4 protein-coding genes (1 of these 4 cut by a window edge) are annotated in these 20,640 nt (G+C 67.0%); 1 reads left to right on the top strand and 3 read right to left on the bottom strand.

Annotation, left to right across the window (positions count from 1 at the left end; all coding sequences use genetic code 11):
• The 3 genes from Q5064_RS01065 to purF all read right to left on the bottom strand — a co-directional run.
• Nucleotides 1-15,642: the start of an SdrD B-like domain-containing protein gene (locus Q5064_RS01065; protein ID WP_302961538.1), read on the bottom strand. Its footprint begins 22,215 nt before the window's first position; only the first 15,642 of its 37,857 coding nucleotides appear in the window; its start codon is at nucleotides 15,640-15,642; its stop codon lies off the left edge, out of view.
• A 473-nt stretch (nucleotides 15,643-16,115) separates the two neighbouring features.
• Nucleotides 16,116-17,501, bottom strand: coding sequence for a peptidylprolyl isomerase (locus Q5064_RS01070; RefSeq protein WP_302961540.1), 1,386 nt, complete (start codon nucleotides 17,499-17,501; stop codon nucleotides 16,116-16,118).
• Nucleotides 17,502-17,824: 323 nt separating this feature from the next.
• The gene (gene purF / locus Q5064_RS01075) at nucleotides 17,825-19,228 is read right to left on the bottom strand and encodes an amidophosphoribosyltransferase (protein ID WP_302961542.1); all 1,404 of its coding nucleotides are present in this window, start codon (nucleotides 19,226-19,228) and stop codon (nucleotides 17,825-17,827) included.
• 212 nt (nucleotides 19,229-19,440) lie between these two features.
• Here purF and Q5064_RS01080 point away from each other — a divergent pair, with 212 nt between their 5' ends.
• Nucleotides 19,441-20,640 carry a glutamine amidotransferase family protein gene (locus Q5064_RS01080; RefSeq protein ID WP_302961544.1) on the top strand — a complete coding sequence of 400 codons (1,200 nt, stop codon included), beginning with the start codon at nucleotides 19,441-19,443 and terminating at the stop codon, nucleotides 20,638-20,640.

Here is a 20,640-nt window from a genome sequence, read left to right on the forward strand (position 1 = left end):
CACGGCGTTGCCGGCGCCATCGTCGGCCACCAGCTGAGCCGTCACGGCCAGGCCGTTGGCGGTGTTGGAGGCCTGGCTTCCCGGCACCGCCTTGCCGGCGCCGTCGGTCCACTGCACCACTTCCCAGCCCACGATGCGCTGGCCCGTGGCCGTCTCGAAGCGGCCGTCGATGGCCTGCAGCGGCAGCGCGAGCCCGTCGTACTGGTCGCGCGCACCGGCCTTGATCTTCAGCGTGTACTCCACGTAGTCGCCGGCGTACAGCTGGCCATTGGGAATGTCGGTGGCGTTGCCGTTCTGGCGGAAGCTGGCGGGATAGTTCGCCCCGCGGTCGTCCTGGTCGTAGGCGAAGATCCAGCGGTGGCTCGCGCCGTCGGCGTCGGTGTAGGGCGTCTCCAGCTTGGTGCCGCGCAGATAGGAGGTCTCCATCATGCCCAGGCGGTGGCGCAGGGTGTAGCCCGCCTCAGGGTGCGAGTAGTTGCAGCGCAGGGTGTCGTGGTTGGGGTCCTTGGTCTCCATCTCCTTCTCAACCACGGCCAGCTTGTTGTTGTGCAGCACCTGGTAGTAGCCGTTGCCCTTCTTGTCGAAGGCGGGCGTGGAGGCGTCGTTCCAGTTGCCGTTGTCCACCGCGTCTCCCACGGTGTCGTCGGTGAGCGCCGCCTTGTCGGTGCCGTTGGTGGTGGCCGTCGCGCCAGAGAAGTCGTCCAGGGTGCGGTCCACGTAGGTGCCGGTGTAGGCGAAGGCGTAGGGGTTGGAGCTGTTGCCGATGGACACCTTCGAGTCGTTCAGGCGCTTCAGGGCGTCCGCCATGTGCTTCTGGGCGGTGGCGCGGAAGTCGGCCGGATTAAGGCCCAGGCCCGTCAGGTCGGTGAGCGCCCCGGCGGGAATGGCATCGATGGCGTCGTAGAAGTTGGGCAGCAGCACCACGTTCTCGCCGCGCTCCAGATCCTCGAACAGCACCATGGTGGCGCTCTTGGCCGTCTTGGCGGCCGCATCGGAGGACAGCAGCAGCTTATGGTCGGCCGGCATGATGTACAGGCTGCCGTCCGAGTTCACCGGGGTGATGTAGCTTACGGTGTAGTCGCCCTTGTACAGGTCCAGGAACACCTGGTTGTTGGCCTCGAAGGCCACGTAGCGATCCACCACGTTACCGCGCAGGTCCTTGCCGGTGATGTGCGCGATGACCTGGGTGGAGTTGGTGGCGTCGTTCTGCTGGTACCACCAGCCCTCGCAGTCCACGTACAGCGAGTACTCCACCGGGCTGTCCGGCAAATACTGGCTCGACTGGTCCACGATGCTGCGGTCGAAGTCCACGAGCGGGCTGCCGGCGGGCGTCGTGTACGCGGTCGTGTCGGCCTTCTCGATCCACTGGGTGAGGGTGTCGAAATACCCGTCGATCACCTCCTGGCTCTTGCCCGACTCGTCCATGGCCACCACGAGCGCCATGTTCACGTCCTTGCCGTCGGCGCGCTTCTCCTTCAGCGGCAGCTGCGACTGGTCGGCGGCCTCCACGTAATTCAGCTCGGGCGTGCCCTCGTTGCCGTCGGTGCCGGGCACGGCGGGAGTGGAGAGCGGGTTGCCGGCGTCGTCGAAGTAGGTGCGCACGGCGAAAGCGGGGCCGTACATGCCGGCCAGGTTCATGACCGGATTGCCGTTATCGTCCACCACCGGCTGCACCGTCACGCTGCCGTCGGCGTTCACGATCTCCTGGGTCTTCTGGGTGGGCTTGGACACCGGCATGAGGAAGCTCGCGGCGTAGTTGCCCTTCACCAGGTTCAGCGTCACCGTCTGGGTGCACACGGGCTGGGCGTTGCTCCCCTCGCCCGACGTGCCCGCCTTAAGGTTGAAGGCCACGGTGAAGTCCACGGGGTTGCCGCGGTAGTCGGAGCCCTGGATGCGCGCGGCCATGGCCGTGGTGTTGGCCAGGTCCATCTCGGGGAACTGCACCGTGAAGGCGTAGTCCTTCCGCTCGAGGGAGTTGGTGTAGTACTCGTCGAGCTGGGCGATGGCGGTGTTCAGCACGTCCACCGAGAGCGCGCCCGCCAGCAGGCGGTCCTCGGCGTCGCGGATCTGCTCGAGGCGCAGGATCTTCTTGTTCACCTCGGCGCGGGTGAGCGTGTCGGCGGCGAGCGGCTTCAGCGAGCGGTCACACGATTCCGCGTCGAAGTCGGCCTTGCGCTCCAGCTCGTGGGAGGCGGGCACCTCGTAGGTGCTGCCGTCGGCGTTCATGGGCGTGAAGTAGTCCACCGTGTAGCTCGTATCGCGCTGCGGGTAGTTGAGCACCACGGGAAGCGGGGTGCCGGGCACAAGCCGGTAGAAGTTGGTGACGGCGTTGCCCTCGTAGTCGGTGCCGGTCACCTTGGCCAAAAGCGGCGTGGAGGTGTCGGCGTTGAAGCCGGCGGCCTCGGGCATGTACAGCACGTACTCCAGCGTGCCCGTGGGCTGCTCGGGCGTCTCCTCCTCGGGCGGGCCGTACACCGAGATGGTGACGGTGGCGCCGGGAAGCACGCTTGAGCCTGCCGCGGGCTCCTGGGCGAAGATGGTGCCGATGAGCGAGGTCATGTCGCTGGCGCCCTCGCCGTTCTCATCGGGCTCGGTGGGCTTGGGGATGGGCACGGTGTTCACCGATGCGGAGAGCCCCTGCTGGGTGAGCAGGGCCACTCCGTCGGCCTCGGTGTGGTTCACCACGTCGGTGACGACGGTGGGCTCGGCGAACACCACGAGCTCCACCTCGGTGCCCTTGAGCTGGGTCTCGCCGCCGGGGATGGACTGGCTGCGCACGGTGTCGTAGAGCGGCGAGAGGTCCACGGGGTTCTCCGGGTCGGCCGTCGCGCCCAAATCCTCCGCCGTCGGCACCACGTAGGTCACGTGCGCGTTCATGCCCGCGGCCTGCATGGCCGCCAGGGCGTCGGCAAGCGTGGTGCGCGTCGCGTCGGCGAGCGAGCCGCCCTCGGGCACGACGGGCGCCACGTTGGGCACGGTACCGTACTTGGCGTGCACGTACAGAAGCACGGTGTCGCCCTCGGTGCCCGGGGTGCCGGTGATGTCCTCCACCCGCTGCACCGAGCCCTCTTCCACCTGGGTGCCGTCGGCCAGCATCTCGTCGTTGGTGAGCTGGGTCTGCACGCTGAATCCGGCGTCGTTGGCCTCCTGGGTGGCCTGGGCGAGCGGCTTGCCGAGCAGCGTCTGCACGTCGAACCGCTCGGCCTTAGGCGCCTCCACGCGCACGGTGATGGTGATCATGGCACCCGCCACCGACTGGATGGGCTCGCCCGAGGAGTCGGTCGGCAGGGGGCTTTGGGACACCACGCTGCCGATGGGGATGTTCGAGCCCTCCTCGCCGTCTTCGATCACCGTCTCGATGACGCGGATGTTCTCCTCGGTGTAGTAGCCCTGGGGGAAGTTGGTGCCGGGACGCTCGCGGGTGAGCTCCTTGAGCGCTTCCTCGCGGGTCATGGTCACCACGTTGGGCACGTTGAACTTGCTCGCGTTCTTGTTCAGGGCGAGCAGGTGGTCGTTGTCCACGATGCGGCCCAGGAACTCGGCCGAGTCGAGCATGGTGTAGGCCTCGGTGCGCGTGGCGTTCGGGGAGTTGAACACGAAGGAGAAGTAGCTCACGTAGGCGTCCACGTAGGTGTGGTCCACGTTCGCGTCGCCCGCGTAGCCGTCGATGGTGTTCGTGAGCACGATGGAGCCGTCGGTGTTGTTGGAGCCGTTGGCCGTGGCGCTGTAGGTGCGCAGACGCGGCATGGCGGCCACAAGCCTGGCGGAATCGAAGGCCGCCAGCTGGGCGTTCTCATCGGCCGTGGCGCCCGTGAGGCCCGTGACCTTCTTGTACTCCTCCATCGTGGTGGGCAGACCGAGGGTCTGGGCCACCTGCAGCTCGCTTTGGCCCTGGGCCATGAGCTGGTCCTTGCGGACACACAGGCGCAGGTACTTCTCGATGTCGATGGTGTAGTCGTCGGTGCCCGCCGCCGGCGCGTTCAGCAGCCCGAGCACGAGCATCTCGTTCCAGGTGAGCGTGATGGCCTTCTCGGCGTTGGCCGCCGTGTCGAACACCTTGAAGGTGAACTCCTCGCCGCGGAACCAGTTGGCGTAGCGGTTGGTGTTCGTAGCCACCTCCACGAACTGCTGGGGCACGTAGATGGTCTGCAGGCGGAAGGCCGGATCGAGCGTGTTCTCCAGTTTCACGCGGCTGATGTGGGAGGCCTGGGTGGGCGCGCTGCCGCCGTCCGAGATGTTCTGGAAGTAGGCGTAGAACTTCGCCGTGTTGGGCAGGATGCCGTCGGCGGCCTCGGGGGTGAGGGAGTCGTCGTCCAGGTAGTAGTCGTAGAGCACCGACGAGTTCTCGGAGGGCTTGCCGTCCTTCGCGTCGGTGTTGCCGCGGGCGTCGGTGGTCACCGCCTGGAGGCTGTACTTGTAGCCGTAGGGAATGAGGAAGCCCAGGTAGTAGGCCTCGTCGTACCAGCGGTGGCTGCCGTTGTTCACCACGTCGCCCGTGTCGTTCCAGCCGCTGCGCCAGCCGGGCGAGCGCAAGCGGCCCGTGCCGTGGTTGGCGTCGGTATCGGTGCCGGTGCCCACCGTGGCGGTGCCCAGCGGCGCGTAGTCGTGGCTGAAGAACACCTCCATGCGGTTGGTGGCGTCCTGCACGTCGGTCACCTTGCCGGTCAGCGGGTTCACCTGCTTCTTGTACACGTAGGGACTGCCGATGAGCTGGAAGTCCTTGGTGTCGACGGTGTTGTCCTTCTCGGCGTAGTGGCCGATGTACTCGGAGGTGATGTCGCCGCTGCCGTAGTAGGGGCCGCAGTCGATCTCGTAGTAGTCCAGGTACTCGTTGGCGGCGAAGTCCAGATACACCGAGGCCTCGATGCCGCCGGAGGCGGCGGCGAAGCGCTTGGCGATGGCCTCGGGCGCCGCGGTGCGGGCGTCGATAGTGTCCAGCTCGTCGTTGCCCGCCGACACGGCCACGGCGGCCGCGAGCGCATCCCCGCTCGAGGCGTAGGTGCGGAACCACAGGTCGCCCTTGCCCTGGGAGGCGTCGAGCAGGTAGGTGAGGTTCTTCTTCGGAATGGACACGGTGGCGCCGTCCACGGTGGCCGTGCGCGCGTCGAAGCGGGCGGTGGCATCGGCGTTCACCTGCCACACCCCCGAGCCGTCCTTCTCGTAGACGGTAATGGCCTCGTGATCGATGACGATCTTGCGGAATTGCACCTTGGTGCCAACGGACTTGGGGGTCTTACGGGTGTACAGGGTGATGCGGGCGCCGTCGTAGTTCTTCAAGTGCGCGTACAGGCTGTCGTTGCCCACCGGCAGGCTGTAGGCGGTGCCGGCGGCGTTGGGCACCTGGAAGGAGAGGCCCTTGGCCAGGTAGCCGTAGTAGTTCAGCTGCTCATCCTTAAAGGCCTCGGGCAGCGTGTCGGTGAGCACCACCGAGTCGGCATGGGAGATGTAGCGGTCGTACCAGTCGTCGCCGTAGCGGTAGTCGGCGCTCGTGTAGTAGTACTTGCGGATATTGGTGCGGTACAGCGCCACATTGAAGTTGTGGGTGCCGCCGAAGGTGGCGTTGTCGTTGTGGTCGTTGCCCAGCACGAGCCCCGTGTCCACGCCCTTGCGGGTGTACACGCCATCGTCGGTGGAGGTGAAGAAGGCGCGCGACACCATGTGGCGCATGTTGTTGCGCCCGTGGCTGTGGCCGCACCAGTAGCAGCAGTGCTCCGAATGCCAGTCCTGGAAGGCCCAGCCGCTGCGGAAGTCGACGTTCAGGTCGCCCTGGGCGAGGCTGCCGGCGCCGGCGGGATAGTAGGTGCGCCGGGCGGGGGCGTTGCGGCGGCTCTGCACGCCGGGGGCGATGAAGGCCACGCGGTCGCCGTCGGAGGTCTTGGAAAGGGCGCCGTTCACGCCGTAAACGGTCTGGTCGGTGTTGCCGTTCTTCATATAGGGGCTGTTGGCGCGCTTCAAGGCCTTGTGGCCGGGGCGCTCGTTGCCGGAGTAGTCGCCGCCGATCTCCGACTCGGTGATGGTGTCCATCTCGGCCGAGCGCATGTTGGCGAAGTTGTCGCTCAAATTGGAGACGAAGTCGAGCGGCTGGGCGGTGCCCTGGGCGGTGGACATGTTCTGCACCGTGCGGTACACGCGCCCGTTCACCTCGAAGGCCATCTTCTTCACCCACTCGCCGGCGTTCGTCTCGGAAAGGGCGTACCAGGTGCCGTAGTCGGGCGTGTTCAGCTTGGCGTCAGACGCGAGCGGGTTCGCCTCGAAGGCGGCGTCGGTGCCGGCGTTCTGGCCGGTGAAGGCGTTTTCCTGATCGCCCTGGAACTGGTTCTGGTTCACCTTCAGGTGGTAGGTGATGGACACCACGGGGTTCTGCACCGTGGTGCCGTCCTTCAGCTCGTAGCCCGAGACGGGATCCTTGTAGCCGTCGGCCTCGGAGACCCCGGTGTCGTTGGCGCTGTTGTAGTCGTTGGCGGCCGAGCCCAGCGAGGCCACCGGCTTGCCCGCGTCATCGGTCTTCAGCAGGTTCAGGCGGAAGTAGCGGTTCTGGGCCAGGCTGGCATCGGTGGCCGCGGCGTCGCTTTGCGAGCCGTTGCCCTTGCCGGTGTTGTTGCGCTCCTTGTAGGTGGAGGTCTCGCGCTCCTGGGAGGCGGCCGGCGAGCCTGCCGTGTCGGTGGTGTCGTAGGCGGCCCGCAGATCGTCCTCGGTCAGCGATACCACCGAGCCGTCCTGGTACAGCACGTCGATGCCCTGCATGTACGGCAGCGCCACCGAGCGGATCTTCACGTAGTAGGCGTCGAACACCGTGGAGGGCAGCTGCTGGGTGACGTGCACCGTCATGCCGGTGTTGTAGGTCTCGGGGCCCACGTAGCTGTAGGCCGACTGCTCGTTCAAGATGCCGCCGTTGTAGGTGCAGCCGGAGTACTCGGGGTAGCGCACGTTGTACTGGCTGTTCACCTGGCGGAAGTCGGACAGCAGCGAGATCTGGCTCTTGTAGCCCACTTCCAGCATGGCGTTGCTCTCGCCGCCCGAGCCGTTGGAGTGGCCCCAGTGGTGCCCGTCCCAACTGCCGGCGGTGTACTTGGTGAAGCGGTTGCCGAGCGCGTTGCCATCGCTGTTGGCGATGAGCGTCTTGGTGGGGTTGGCGGAATGCTGGTCGGCGATGAGGTTATCGGCGATGTTGGCGTAAGAGGCGGTGTTGTCGTAGAGGCCCGCGCGGCTCACCGTGTCGAAATACATCTTCGAGCTGTACACCTGCGAGGAGTCGCTGCGGGTGACCGGCGTGTACATCTTCGCGCTGAGGGTCTTCCACGTGGCATCGTCCACGGTGCCCGGCACATCGCCGTTGGCCGGGCGGATGCCGAGCAGGTAGTTGCGCGCCTCGGCGCCGAAGTGGCGGTACCACTCGCCCAGGTTCACGTCGTGGAAGCCGATGAACTCGATGTTCTGGTTGGCACGGCCCGCACCGGAGGAATCCTCCTGCATGTCCTTCCAGGAGATGAGCTCCACCTTGATGAGGTTGTCGATGCCGTGGGCGCGCAGCACCTCCTCGCCGACCACCAGGTCGCCCTCGGCCGTGAGGGCAAGGCCCGCGTGCAGGCGGTCGGAGGCGGCATCGTCCGCGCCGGCGTCGGCACTGGCGTCTGCGTCGCCTTCCGCATCGCCTTCCCCGTCACCGTCGGTACCCGCGCCACCCTCCGCGCAGTCGTCCACGAAGGCGGTGAGCGGGTTGGCCGCCGTGGCCTCCTCCGATCCGCCCTGGTAGGCGGCGTCGGGCTTGAGGGTCCAGGTCTTCACGTCCTTGCTGCCGGACTCGTCGTAGCCGCTGAAGCGGATGGCACCCACGGTGCCGCCGTGGTAGAAGGTGTCGAACCAGGCGTGGCGGAAGCGCACCTGGGTGGTGTGGAAGCCCACCCAGCCGCTCTCGGTGCTGCCGTCCAGCTGCACGGAGCTTTCCCACTTCAGGGGAATGTTCACATCCACGTCCACGTCGTCCAGGGTGGAGATGCCCCGCTCGTTGTACAGGTTCACCCACATCTTGAAGTCGCGGTCGTAGGGCACCGCGGTCACATCCCCGCTCTCGCCCGGCGAGTTCTGGTTCATGTACTGGTCGGCGTAGTTGCCGTACTGGCCGTAGGTGTTCACCGCCAGGGCCGGCGGGTTCACCGTGAGGTACGAGTACAGGTTGCGGTTGGCTCCGTTGCCGGCGGACAGCTGCGGGGTGCCGCCGATGGTGCGGTTCTGCTGGGCGAAGACCATCTGGGCGGGCAGGTGGTTGAAGCTCGGGGTGGAAAGCCGCGAGTACCACCAGTTCGCTTGACCCGTGAGCTCCACGTAGAGCTGCTTGTCCTCCACCTCGGCGAGCTGCTGGGCGCCGTTTTGGGGGTCGATCTCGGCACAGCCGATGACAATCTTCTCCAGGTAGCAGCTCGCAACCGCCGCAAAGGCCGCGTCGTTCGCGAAGTCGAGCGCGATCTCGTCGACCGGCGCGCCGGCTTCCGCATCGGCGTCGGCGAACCGCTGCAGCACATCCTCGGCACTGAGCTCCACGGTGAGGGAGGGGTTGGAGAGCTGGTCGTTGTACAGGGGCAGGTTGGGCGCGTCGGCGTTGCGGAAGTAGAACGTGACCTGCTTCAGGGCCGTCTCGTCCTTGGCCGGCGCCTTCTTGCCGCTGCGGTAGTCGGAGCCCATGTCCAGCACCGCGCGGGAGAGCGCCACCTTCTTGGTGAGGAAGCCCTGCACATCGTCGATGGGCGTCGGCAGCTTGTCGGACAGGCTGCGCACCGAGACGGTGACCGAGGCGTTGTCCATGCGGGCGTAGCTCGTGCTGTTCACCCAGAAGCGGTAGCCCACCTCGTCGGTATAGTTCGCCAGCTCGTTGGCATCGGCATCACCGGTGCCGTTGCCGAACTGGGTCTCATCGGGGCCGTTGTTGGCCGTCGTCTCCTTGCGGGCTTTCGCCGGCTTGAACGACTTGGCGCTCATGGCCGAGGTGGCCGTGAACACGCTCATGGTGCGGTTGGCCGTGGCGCGCAGGTCGGAGCCGTACTCGTCGGTGGTGGCGTACACGTTGGCCCGGGCCGTGGTGTTGGCCAGGGTGTCGGCGCGGCCGTACACGCTGAAGGTGGGCCACGTCGGCGCGATGGTGCCGCCGGCGTAGCTGACCTTGCCGTCGAGGCGGTCGAAGTGGACGCGCAGCGCCACGATGGTGTCGTCGGGATCGATGGCGGTCTCGGCGGGAGTTGCGCCCGAGAAGTCGAACTTGGAGGTCAGCGGCACGCGCAGGGTGGCGGTGCGGCCGGTATAGGCCACCTTCGTCTCCTCGGAGGAGTCGGTGGTGCCGTCGGCGCGCAGGGTCTTGGTCTCCCGCACCGTGGTGGTGCGCACGCCGAGGACATCGCCCGGGTTGAGCGCGAAGCCGCCTTGGGAGAGGGCGGCGCCCGTGTAGGTGTAGGTCTCCTCGGTCACGTGCTCCCACACTTCCACGGTGTTCGCGCCCGAGGCGGACGTGGAGATGAGCGTGTCGGTCTTCGCGACGCTGCTCGTCACCTGGTCGGAGGCAACCTGGGGGCCGTCGCCCTTGCCGGAGCCGTCCTGGGTGTCCAGGTAGATGAAGTTCTGCAGCTGCACCGCGTCGTAGCTCATCTGGCGCGCGGCCTCCTCGGCGGCCGCCTGGGCCGCGTTGGTCTTCGCCAGCTCGCCGTTGATGTTGGCGGAGAAGAAGTCGATAGAGGAGATGGCCGCGTTCTTGGGCAGCCAGCCGGTGTGCTCTACCTCGTCGTAGATGGGGCTGTACTGGTACACGTCGTCGGGGTCGTCCACCACGCCGTCGTTGTCGGCGTCGATGAGGAAGTCGGCCACGCCGTCGCCGTCGATGTCGATGTTGAAGGCGATGTTGCCCGCGGCGTCCCGCTTGTTGAGGGTCACCTTCGTGCCGTCGGGCGTGGTGCCCTGCCGCTCCGGCATCTCGCGCTCCACCGAGGTGGTGTAGCTGTTCCACTGGAAGCCGGGCAGCACGAGCTCCTCGCCGACGAAGCCGCGCTGCAGCGGGCTGCCGTCCTCGTCGGTGGTGATGACCATGGAGCTGGCGGCGTTGTCGTTGATCTGCAGGTCCAGATCGAGGCGACGGGCCACGAAGAACGAGTCGTTGGTGAAGGAGTAGTTGAAGGCGGCCTGCTCGCCCTCGCCGTCGCCCCAGCGGTAGGGCACGGCGGCGTTCGCGGAGGTGGCCAGACCGTTGCCGCCCCAGCTCGTGCTCACGCCCACGGCCGGCTTGATGGGCACGTAGGCGCTCTTCAGCGTGGCCGTCTTGGAGGCGGACTTGTTGTAGCTCGCGTCGTCGTAGTCGGTGCTGAACTTCGCCACCAGGGGCATGGTGAGCACCTGGTTGGGCGTGCCGATGATCTCCACCATGCCGCGTGCCCAGGTGGAAGTGCCGGCGTAGCGGTAGCGCGGCTTGAAGGAGGAGAAGTTCACCTTCACGTTCATGAGGTACTGGTCGCCCCACAGCGACGAGGGCAGCACCGCGTCGTTGAAGCCGTCGCCGTCCATGTCGTTGGCGCGGTAGGCCTCAAGCTGCGCGGCGGACAGCGTCGTGGTGCGCATGAGCATGTCGTTGGCGTTCTTGGAGTAGTAGTTGATCTCGACGCTCTCGATGGTGCCGTAGTCGAACAGGTTGCCGCCGAGCGTGACCTTCTCGGCCTCGAAGCCGCGGCGCACGCCGCGCACGCCCTCGTAGAACATGCCCTGGTAGGTCATGCCGGTCACCGCGCCGGCCGGCGTCTGGTCGGCGCCGACGAGCAGGTAGGCCGGCTCCATGGGGGCGGCCGAGTCGTTGGAGACGAAGAAGCGCCAGCCGGCGTTCGGCTCGTTCACGAGCGTCTCCTTCAGGTCGGCCAGGCTGTTCACGCCGCCGTTGTTGCCCGAGAAGGCGCCGCCGGTGATGACGGGGTTGGTGGGCGTGGCCTTGAAGGAGGCCGAATCGGGGCTGCTCGTCTGTGAGAGGAGCGTGTAGTACTGGCCGCCCTCGGAAGAGGAGGTGATCCACTGCTTCTGGCCGAAGGAGATGTCCACCTTGTTGGTGTACAGGCCGCCCGTGCCGTTCGAGCTCGGGTTGATGAGGGCACCGGTCACCTCGAAGGTGACGGGGATGACCGACAGGCCGTTGTAGCGGGGCACGCGCTCCTTCAGCAGGAAGCGCACGCGCCCGGTGAACGTGCCGTTGGTTCCCGTGGCCACGCCGCCGCTCGCGCGGGGGATGGCGCCGATGCCGTTGGCCTCGAGGATGGTGGAGAGGTGCTGGGAGGCATCGGAGGCCTTGCCGATGGTGTAGGTGATGGAACCCGTGCCCGAGGTGGTGTAGCTGCGCGTGATGGGCAGGTTGTCGATGGTCTTCCACTGCAGCTTGCCGAGCCGGTCGCGGTACTCGAACTCCAGGACGCCCGAGGTGCCGTGGTTGCCGCGCTCCGCGGCGAACCAGTCGGAGATGTCGGCGGCGTTGGCCACGGTGACCGGCCCCACGAAGGCGGTGGAGTCCACCACCGCGTAGCCGTCGATGACATCGCCCTTCGCGAGGGTCACCGCATCGCCCACCGCCGGGGTGGAGGTGGCACTCACCGTCACGCCGCCGAGCACATCGCCCTCTTTCGCCGTGCGGGTGGCGCCGACCACGTAGTCGGCGCTGGGCACGATGTTGATGCCGTTCAAAAACTCGCCGGCGGTCAGCTGGAGGGGCTGCTTGCCCTCGGTCGTGCTGGCGCTGTCTTCGCGGGAGGCCACCGACTTGTCCACCTTGATGCTCACCTGCTGCAGGTTCAGGCCGCTCGGCAGCGTATCGACGATCTGGGCGCCGAAGTCATCGGAGAGCGAGGTGCCGAACAGCGGCTGGTTGCCCGTGATGCTCAGGTTCTTCAGGCGGTAGGTGACCGACTGGCCCAGGGGGGCCTCCTGGTTCTTGCCCTCGGCGCGGGTGTCGATGTTCAGCGCCGTCTTCTCGATCTTCGCGCCGGCGCTGGGGGCGGTGAACTGGGAGGTGTTCGTGTAGGTCTTCGTCCACATGTAGTCGTCCACGCCGCGGCCGCCGAAGTGCACCGTGGACTCGGTGTCGAGCGTCACGTACTCGTCGGCGCTCATATTGGTCGTGTAGGGCAGCGCCAGCAGGAACACCTTGCGGTCGGTCTTCTGGTCCTCCGACTTCTTCAAGGGGCCGTAGTACATCGAGCCGCCCATGAGCTTGTTGTAGGCGTCGGGGCCGTCGTCCGGGCTGATGATCTCGCTCTTCTGCACCTCGGGCACCGTGAAGGAGATCTGCCCGTTCATGCCCGCCGTGGTGTAGGGCAGCTCGTGGAGCCCCAGCTCCTCGGCGTTCTCGAAGGACTGCAGGTCGAGCTGGTTCGCCACGCCCGGGTTGTTGGTGATGTCGTAGATGAGGGCGCCGCCCTGGCCGGGCACGCCCACGTACTCCTTGCCCGAGACCGTGGCCCGGGGGTCGGGGTTCTTCGTGATGGTCTCGTTCTCGGTGCGGGGATTGGTCACCTGCCAGGTAACGAGGTCGGCGTCGCGGATGCCCGTGTTGGTCAGCTCGGCCGAGGGGAACTTGAAGAAGTAGGACAAGTAGTCGACCTGGGAGTCAACCTCGGGCGAAATGTTGCGCGTGGTGATGCGGTACACCATATAGTTGTAGCGGTCCCACAGCACGGGCTGCTTGCTGAGCACCTCCACGTTGGTGTGCCAGTCGAGGTTGGTCTTGATGAAGGTGGCGTTGCGCTGGGTGGAGCTGTCCGACTGCGCGCCGGGGCTGATGACCGTATCGATGTTGCCGCGCAGCACGTTGCCGTTGGCGTCGGTGTAGGAGTTGTAGGTCACGCCCCAGCGGATGGTGCCGCCGGTGTTCTCGGGGATGGTGCCGATGAAGGTGACACCGAGGGAGAGGCGGCTGAAGTCCTTGATGAGCTGCCATTTGTTGGAGGCGTTGCCCATGTACTTCAGGCGGAAGGTGCCCGTGATGCCCTCGGAGTTGTACCACTGCTTGTAGCGCGCCTCGGTCAGCTCGGTGCCCTTGGTGGAGCCCGAGCGGTCCATGTCGTAGATCTTCCACTTGCCGTTGAAGCAGTCGGAGTTCAGCACAAGGGCCAAACGCGGGCCGCGGGTGGAGTTGTCGGAGCCGATCGCATTGCCGGCAGCGGCCCAGTTGGTGTAGCTGTACTCCTCGGTAAGACCGCCGGAGCCGGAGGGCACGAAGTAGGGAATCTGCAGCTCGAACACGGGGGCCGCGTCCTCGCGCTCGCCGTCGGCGTAGCCGCTGGCAGGCAGGCCCATGAAGCCGGCGTCGTAGCCGATGTCGGCCGTGAGGTCCAAGAAGGGGCTGTCGGTGGACTTGATCATATAGGTGTTGTTGCCCATGGCGGTGCCGCCGCCGGGGGTGACCTTCAGGTTGGGGTCCACATAGCCGCCCGGCAGGCCGCCCACCAAGATGGTCTCGGTGCCGCCGGCCGCGCGGGCGGAGAAGGTCGTGGCGGTGCGGTAGAGCGGATCGTTGGGGCGGCTGAGGGCGTTGCCGAACATGATGGGCCCGAGACCCGTCTCGTTCATGCGATCGACCCACACCTGGCTGCGGTCGGCGTCGTCGGAGGAGGCGTCATCCGCAGCGGGCTCGTCGGCACCTTCGTCGGCCGGCTCCTCGGGGGCCGCGTTGTCGGCAGCGCCCTCGTCGGAGGCGGGCTCGTCGGCCGGCGGCGCATCAGGCGCCTCGTCGGCCGGCTCGGACGGCTCCTCGGAAGCGGCGCCGTCGCCCTCGCCCTCATCGGAGGGCCCCTCGCCTTCCACCCGCTCGACCGCGGAGGTCAGCGTCGTCAGCTGCGCCTGGATGAAGGACTCGCCATGGGAGACGACCGCGGCCTGCATGTCGAGGCGCACCTCCACCGGCTCGTAGCCGCCCTCAGGGCTCTCGGCCATCGACGAGACATCGTAGGGAACGCACAGCATGACGAGGCGCTCCTCGTCCGACCCGATGGCCCCACTCGCCCCCTCCGAGGCCACGCGCACAGTGCCGTCGGGGGTGAGCGTGTAGGGCACCTCCGTCAGGCCGAGCGCCTCGATGGTTTCCGCATCGGCGGGATCGATGGAGGCGACCTCCTCATCGGTGAGCCCCGTCACATCCAGGGCGATCAGGCCGCCCTGGCCGGGCACGCCCACGAAGGTGGCCTCCTCCAGGAAGTCGTCGTCCACCCGCACCGCGCCCGCGTCGTCGCGGTTCGGCGCGGCATTGCCCTCGTCGTCCACCACGTTGGCCGCGAGCTGCTCCAAGGTGAGGCCCCCGACACCGTTCCAGTCGGCGCGCAGGGCAACGTCGAGCGCCCAGCCGCGCGCGGCGGCCGAGCCCATGGCGAAGCGGGCCATGAGGGACAGGTAGCCCGGCGCGGAGCCGTCCTCTGCCACGGAGGGGGCGCGGTACACCTCCGCCGTAAGCGAGCCGCCCAGGGGCTCCGCCTTGTTCACGAGGCTGTAGGAAGCCACCGAGGCGCGCTTGGCGTCGCCGTACACCGTGACGGCATCGGCGCCCTCCTCGGGCAGGGCCGTGAAGGAGTGGGCCTCGTAGCCGAAGTGCACGGTGGCCACGGCGCCCTCGGGCACGTCGCCGGCAAAGCCCAGCTCGAAAGCGGGAAGAGCGGCGGCGGCCGCGAGCTTGCCGTCGTTGCCCTCGTAGACGAACAGTAGCCGCCCCGAGACGCCGGCGGCCATCTGATCGTCGGTGATGCGCGTGTAGTCGCCGCCGTGATCCTGCCACAGCGACCAACCCTGCGGCACCGCGTCGGCGAAGATGGCCGCGCGCGGGGCCGCCGGGGCCTGCTGCGCGTCGGCAGCCGCCTCGGCGGCGCGGGAGAGTGCCTCCTCGTAGCTTGCCGCGCCGCCCTCGCCCTCGGCAGCGGCCACCTCGGCCGCCAGGGCGGTGCGCAGGCGCCATTCCTCCTCAGAGAAGGTGTTGGACAGCTCGCCCGCATCGTTCAGGTACAGATAGGGAACGTCCAGGCTCAGCGCCACGCGGTCGCCCTCGCGGGAGCCGCCGAGGTAGCCGCCCTCCAAGAGCGCCGACAGGTTGCCCAGATCGTAGACGGCCTGGGCGCGCTTCGCCTTCACGTAGAAGCCCGACTGGGTATGGTAGGGGGCGCCCCACGCGAGCACGTTCGGAACCAGGCGCGCCGCGATGTCGGCATCGACGACCGCCTCGGAATCCTCGGCCGCCATGGTGCGGGCCGTCACAATGGGCGCCACCTCGGCCGCCACCACGCGCCCTTCGGGCAGAAGGCCCGCGAGCACGGCGGCATCGAGCGCATGGGCCTGGGCCGTCTGCGTCCACGCGAGCGGGTCTTCCTCGGCCTCGTCGGCGTCCTCGTCGGCAACCGCCTCCTCATCGTCGGCCGCGGGCGCTGCCGCGTCATCGGCCTGCGCGGAGCTCTCGGCGGGAGTCTCGTCGGCGTAGGAGGCCAGCGGCGTGACGTCGATCATCGTGAAGGCCAGCAGAAACGCCATGAACACGGAGAGCACGCGCACCCACAGCTTCCGGGCGAACGGGTTAGTCAGCGGATGAGCCTCCATGGCAGCCGCACCCTCCGCGGCGGCCGCCGGCATGCGCGTCTGCCGCGGGGCGTGACCCATCGGAATATCTATGCGACGCACCGAGAACCCCCCCCCCCATCGTGGTGTGATTTGCTGCGTGTGTATGCTGCGTATGCGTTCCCATGCCCATGCTCCGTCTGAACTCCGTCATGCTCTCGTGCCGCCCGCTGTAGCAGGCCCCTCTCAAATACTTAGCTATTCGGTTAAGTTTTCTCGGCGTTTTCCCTGCTCATACCTTCGTCGAAAACAATGAGGGCAGAATTTGAGCAGAGTTATGCCAATGTTTGATTGTAGTTCTTCTCAAAATGAAATCAAAGAGGTAACGGGTCGATGACATGCGTGTTGCCAATTTGTTACTTTTGCCCGTTTAACTGGTTATATGTTGATGCAATCACTTTACATTTCGCTGATGCGCGTGCACAAGAAGGGCCCGTCGAAACGGGCCCCGGAGGCGTGACATGAAAAAGGACCCGCCGAAGCAGGTCCTTGGAGTGATGGCAGATGGCCGGGCGCTACTCGGCCGGAGTGGCGTCGGCGCCGTCGGCGCCAGCGGTGTCGGCACCAGCGGCGTCAGCACCGTCGGCAGCAGCCGCGTCATCGGCGGCCGCATCGGCGGCAGCCTGGTCGTCGGCAGCAGCGCCGGCAGCCTCGTCGGCAGCGGCCGTATCGCCCGCGGCCTCATCGGCGGCGGCATCGGCGCCCTCGTCGGCAGCGGCGGCGGCATCGGCATCAGCGGCAGCCTGGTCGTCAGCGGCAGCCTGATCGCCAGCCGCCTCGTCGACGGTGCCGTCAGTGGTGCCCTGGGCGGCCGCGGCCTCCTCGTAGGGAGTCAGGTCGATGGCGTAGGGCAGGTTCTCGGGCATCGGCTTGATGTCGATCTGCGCGTTGTTGCGGTACTCCTCGAACCAGGTGGCGAAGTTCTGGCTGGCGCTGGACTGCTCCATGTAGGTCAGCGTCTCCAGGAACTCGGCCGGCAGCTGGTCGGTGGAGGTGATGCCGCCCTCGGGCAGCTCGAACACATCGGTGCACTTGATGATGTGGTAGCCGTACTCGGTCTTCACGGGAGCAGCCACGATCTCGTCCTTGTTCAGGCCGTCGAGGGCCTCCTGGTACTCGGTCACGAAGCCGGTGCCGAGCTTATCCCAGTTCACATCGCCACCGGAGGCAGCGCTGCCGGAATCCTGGGAGTACTGGGTAGCGGCGTCCTCGAAGGAGATCTCGCCGGCGTTGATCTGGTCGAGCAGCTCCTGGGCGCGGGCGGCCAGCTCCTCGTCGGTCTCGTCGCCCTCAGCCGTCAGCAGGATGTGGCTGGAGCGCTTCGCGCCGTTCAGCTGCTCGGCCATGGCCTGGGCCTGGGCCAGCGTGGCATCCTCGCCGCTTCCGTCGTCCTCGGCGGCGGCCACGGCCTCGGCCAGCTTGGTCTGCAGCAGGTTCGGGCGGATCACATCGTTGATGTAATCTTCCTCGGTCATCTGGCTCGCCTCGAGGGCCTCCTGGAAGGCCTCGTCGCTCTCGAACATGCTCTTGGTCTGGCTCAGGGCCTCGTCGATGTCGGCCTGCTCCACGGTCACGTTGTACTCAGCGGCGGCCTGATCGTACAGATCCTGGTTGATGTAGTAGTCGATGACCTCTTCGCGCACCGTCTCAGGGGTGTAGCCGTTGGCCACCATCCACTCGCCCCACGCCTCATCGGTGTCGAGGCCGGAGGAGGCACGGAAGTCGGCGACGTAGTCGGTCACCGTCTGCTCCATGATGTCCTGGCCGTTCACCGTCGCGGCCACGTCACCGCCGATGCCGCCGCCACCGCAGCCGACCAGACCCGCGCCCAGCGCCACGGTCAGCGCCATGGCCCCGGCGCCCTTCAGGGCAGAGCCCTTCACAAACGAGGTGAATTTCATGAATCCCTCAACCTTTCATTCGCTGCCCGGGCCCCATGCCCGCGCATCTTGCGCCCCGTGCATCCCGCAGAATGCGCGCGGCCCTTCAGCTTCCACAGCGCGCGGCCCTCCCAACCGGGCCCTGTGCCCTGCCCGCGAGGGCAGATGGATAGCATTTTCCACTGTGGTCAGCCTGTTATTATTCCAATCCTATTGACAGGGAGAAAGTGAATCACGAAGACCGCACACCCCCCGAACGAAACGCACACACACCTGAAAGCTACCTGAAAACCGAAGGGCGATGCCATTCTTTACCTGGGAAAACTCCTTTCAGGAAAGAGCGGTTAGGCGGGCATCCCCAAGGGGTAGTCTCCCGTGAAGCACGCCTGGCACCATCCCTGGTGGTCGGCGCCCGCCACGGCCCGGTGCAACCCTTCAAGCGAGATGAACGCCAGCGAGTCGCTGCCGATCCAGCGGTTCATCTCCTCCACCGAGCGGTCGGCGGCCAGCAGTTGCTCGCGCGTGGCCGTGTCGATGCCGTAGAAGCAAGGCCAGCGCACCTCGGGGCTCACGATGCGCAGGTGCACCTCGGCTGCCCCGGCCGCGTAGAGCATGGCCACCAGCTGACGGCTCGTCGTGCCGCGCACGATGCTGTCGTCGATGACCACGAGGCGCTTGCCCGCAATGACGCTCGGCAGCGGGTTCAGCTTCAAGGTGATGCCGCGCTCGCGCATGGCCTGGGTGGGCTGGATGAACGTGCGCCCCACGTAGTGGTTCTTCACGATGCCGAAGGCGTAGGGAATGCCGCTGGCCTCGGCGTAGCCCACCGCGGCCGGCGTTCCCGAGTCGGGTACGCCGAGCACCAGATCGGCCTCGACAGGCGCCTCTTGCGACAGGATGGCCCCCATGGCGCGGCGGGCCTGGTACACGCTCTGCCCGTCGATGACGCTGTCGGGGCGAGCGAAGTACACGTACTCGAAAATGCAGGAGGCGCGGCACGGGGCGGCGGGGCCGCGCTCGGCATCGAGCCCGTCGCGCCCGAGACGCACCACCTCGGCCGGTTCCACATCGCGCACATAGGCGGCTCCGGCGATATCGAGTCCGCAGGTTTCCGACGATACCACCCAGCCGCCCTGGGGCAGGCGCCCGATGCACAGGGGGCGGATGCCATGGGGGTCGCGGAAGGCGTAGAGGGCCTCGGGCGTGGCGAGAATCATCGCGTAGGCTCCCTCGAGCACCTCCATGGCGCAGCGGATGCCCTCGCGCACCGAGCCGGTGCGCCGGGTAGCCTCGGCGATGATGTGCGTCGCCACCTCGGTATCGGTGCCCGAGGCGAAGGCGGCGCCCTCCCGCTCGAGCGAGGCGCGCAGCAATTCGGTGTTCAGCAGCGTGCCGTTGTGGACGAGGGCGATTTCCACCTCGTCAATGGACGACAGGTGCGGCTGGGCCGCCTCGCGCGAGGCGGCGGCCCCGCTCGTGGAGTAGCGCACATGTCCCACGGCCAATTCGCCGATAAGGGCGTCCATCACCGCGTCGTCGAACACCTGGGTCACGAGCCCCACATTCTTATAGCAGCTCAGATGCGCTCCGTCGCCCACGGCAATGCCGGCGCTTTCCTGGCCGCGGTGCTGCAGCGCCTGCAGGCCGTAGCCCGTCAGACGGGCCACATCCTCCCCCGGGGCGTACACCCCGAACACACCGCACTCCTCCTCTAGGGCATCGGGCATCTCGCGCACAACGGTTTCCATGATTCGCATCGCTCCTTCGACGACCTCTCGCTGCCAGCCTGTTCTGCGGTTTCCCATGGTAGCCAACCGGTACGCGCGCAGGGGCGCGCGAGGCGCAGAGGAAATCTGCTGGAAACGAGACTTGCACGAGGTGGAAACAAACCCGACCTTTCCGCGTAACGTTTCATCCGTAGCATGGAGAAGCTGGAAAACACGAACGAGGAGTCGCAGCTATGACATGCAGGAACATCCCCCGCGAAGGCGAGGTCCGCATCCCCTCGGGATGCGCCATCGCGGGCATCATGGATCGCAGCGGCGCGCGCCACGACGGCGGCGACATCTTGCGCTCCATCGCGCTCATGCACGACCGGAGCAACGGGCTGGGCGGAGGGTTCGCCGCCTACGGCATCTACCCCGACTACGCCGAGCTGTATGCCTTCCATATTATGTATGAGAGCCGCGAGGCGCGGGCGGCCACCGAGGCCTACCTGGAGCACTACTACCTCTCCGAGAAGCAGGAGCGCGTGCCCACCGAGGAGCACCCTGCCATTAAGAACCCGCCGGACATCTGGCGCTACTTCATGGCGCCCCACCCCATGCGCCTGGCCGCGAGCGGCCTGGACGAGGCGGAGTACACCATGCAGCACGTCTTCCATATCAACGGGAAGATCGAGGGCGCCTTCGTGGCGTCGTCGGGCAAGGACATGGGCGTGTTCAAGGGCGTGGGCTACCCCGAGGACATCGGCGAGTTCTACCGCATCGGCGACTACGACGCCTGGGCCTGGACGGCCCACGGGCGCTTTCCCACCAACACCCCCGGCTGGTGGGGCGGGGCGCACCCCTTCACGCTGCTGAACTGGTCTATCGTCCATAACGGCGAGATTTCGAGCTACGACGCCAACCGCCGCTACGTGGAGCAGTTCGGCTACGACTGCGAGCTGCAGACCGACACCGAGGTGATCACCTACCTGTTCGACCTTCTGGCCCGCCGCCACGGCCTGTCCCAGGAGATGGCCGCCCATATCATGGCGGCGCCCTCCTGGCGCGAGATCGACGCCATGGAGCCCGATCGGGCCGCCTTCGAGACGGCGCTGCGCACGGTGTACGCCAGCGCGCTCGTGAACGGGCCTTTCTCGATCATCTTGGGATCGGAAGAGGGGCTTTTGGCCCTGAACGACCGCCTGAAGCTGCGCGCGCTCATGGTGGCCGAGAAGGGGCCGATGGTGTATCTGGCCAGCGAGCAGGCGGCCATCCAGGTGGTGTGCCCTCACGCCGAGAACGTGCGCTCCATCGAGGGCGGCGTGCCCTTCGTGGTGCAGCGCGACGACGTGGCGGCCGCCAAGGCCCGCGAGACGGCCGAGAACCGGGCGGTGCGCGACTGGCCGCTGGAACACGAGGTGGGCGTGCTGCCCCGCAAGAGAAGGGAGGCGTAA

The sequence above is a fragment of the uncultured Adlercreutzia sp. genome (assembly GCF_958431955.1).
In the GTDB taxonomy this organism is placed as follows: domain Bacteria; phylum Actinomycetota; class Coriobacteriia; order Coriobacteriales; family Eggerthellaceae; genus Adlercreutzia.

What these genes read in the sequence shown, in the direction of transcription:
- purF (WP_302961542.1), bottom strand. Translation starts at nt 19,228, where the DNA reads ATGGAAACCGTTGTGCGCGAGATGCCCGATGCCCTAGAGGAGGAGTGC.
- Q5064_RS01080 (WP_302961544.1), top strand. Translation starts at nt 19,441, where the DNA reads ATGACATGCAGGAACATCCCCCGCGAAGGCGAGGTCCGCATCCCCTCG.
- Q5064_RS01070 (WP_302961540.1), bottom strand. Translation starts at nt 17,501, where the DNA reads ATGAAATTCACCTCGTTTGTGAAGGGCTCTGCCCTGAAGGGCGCCGGG.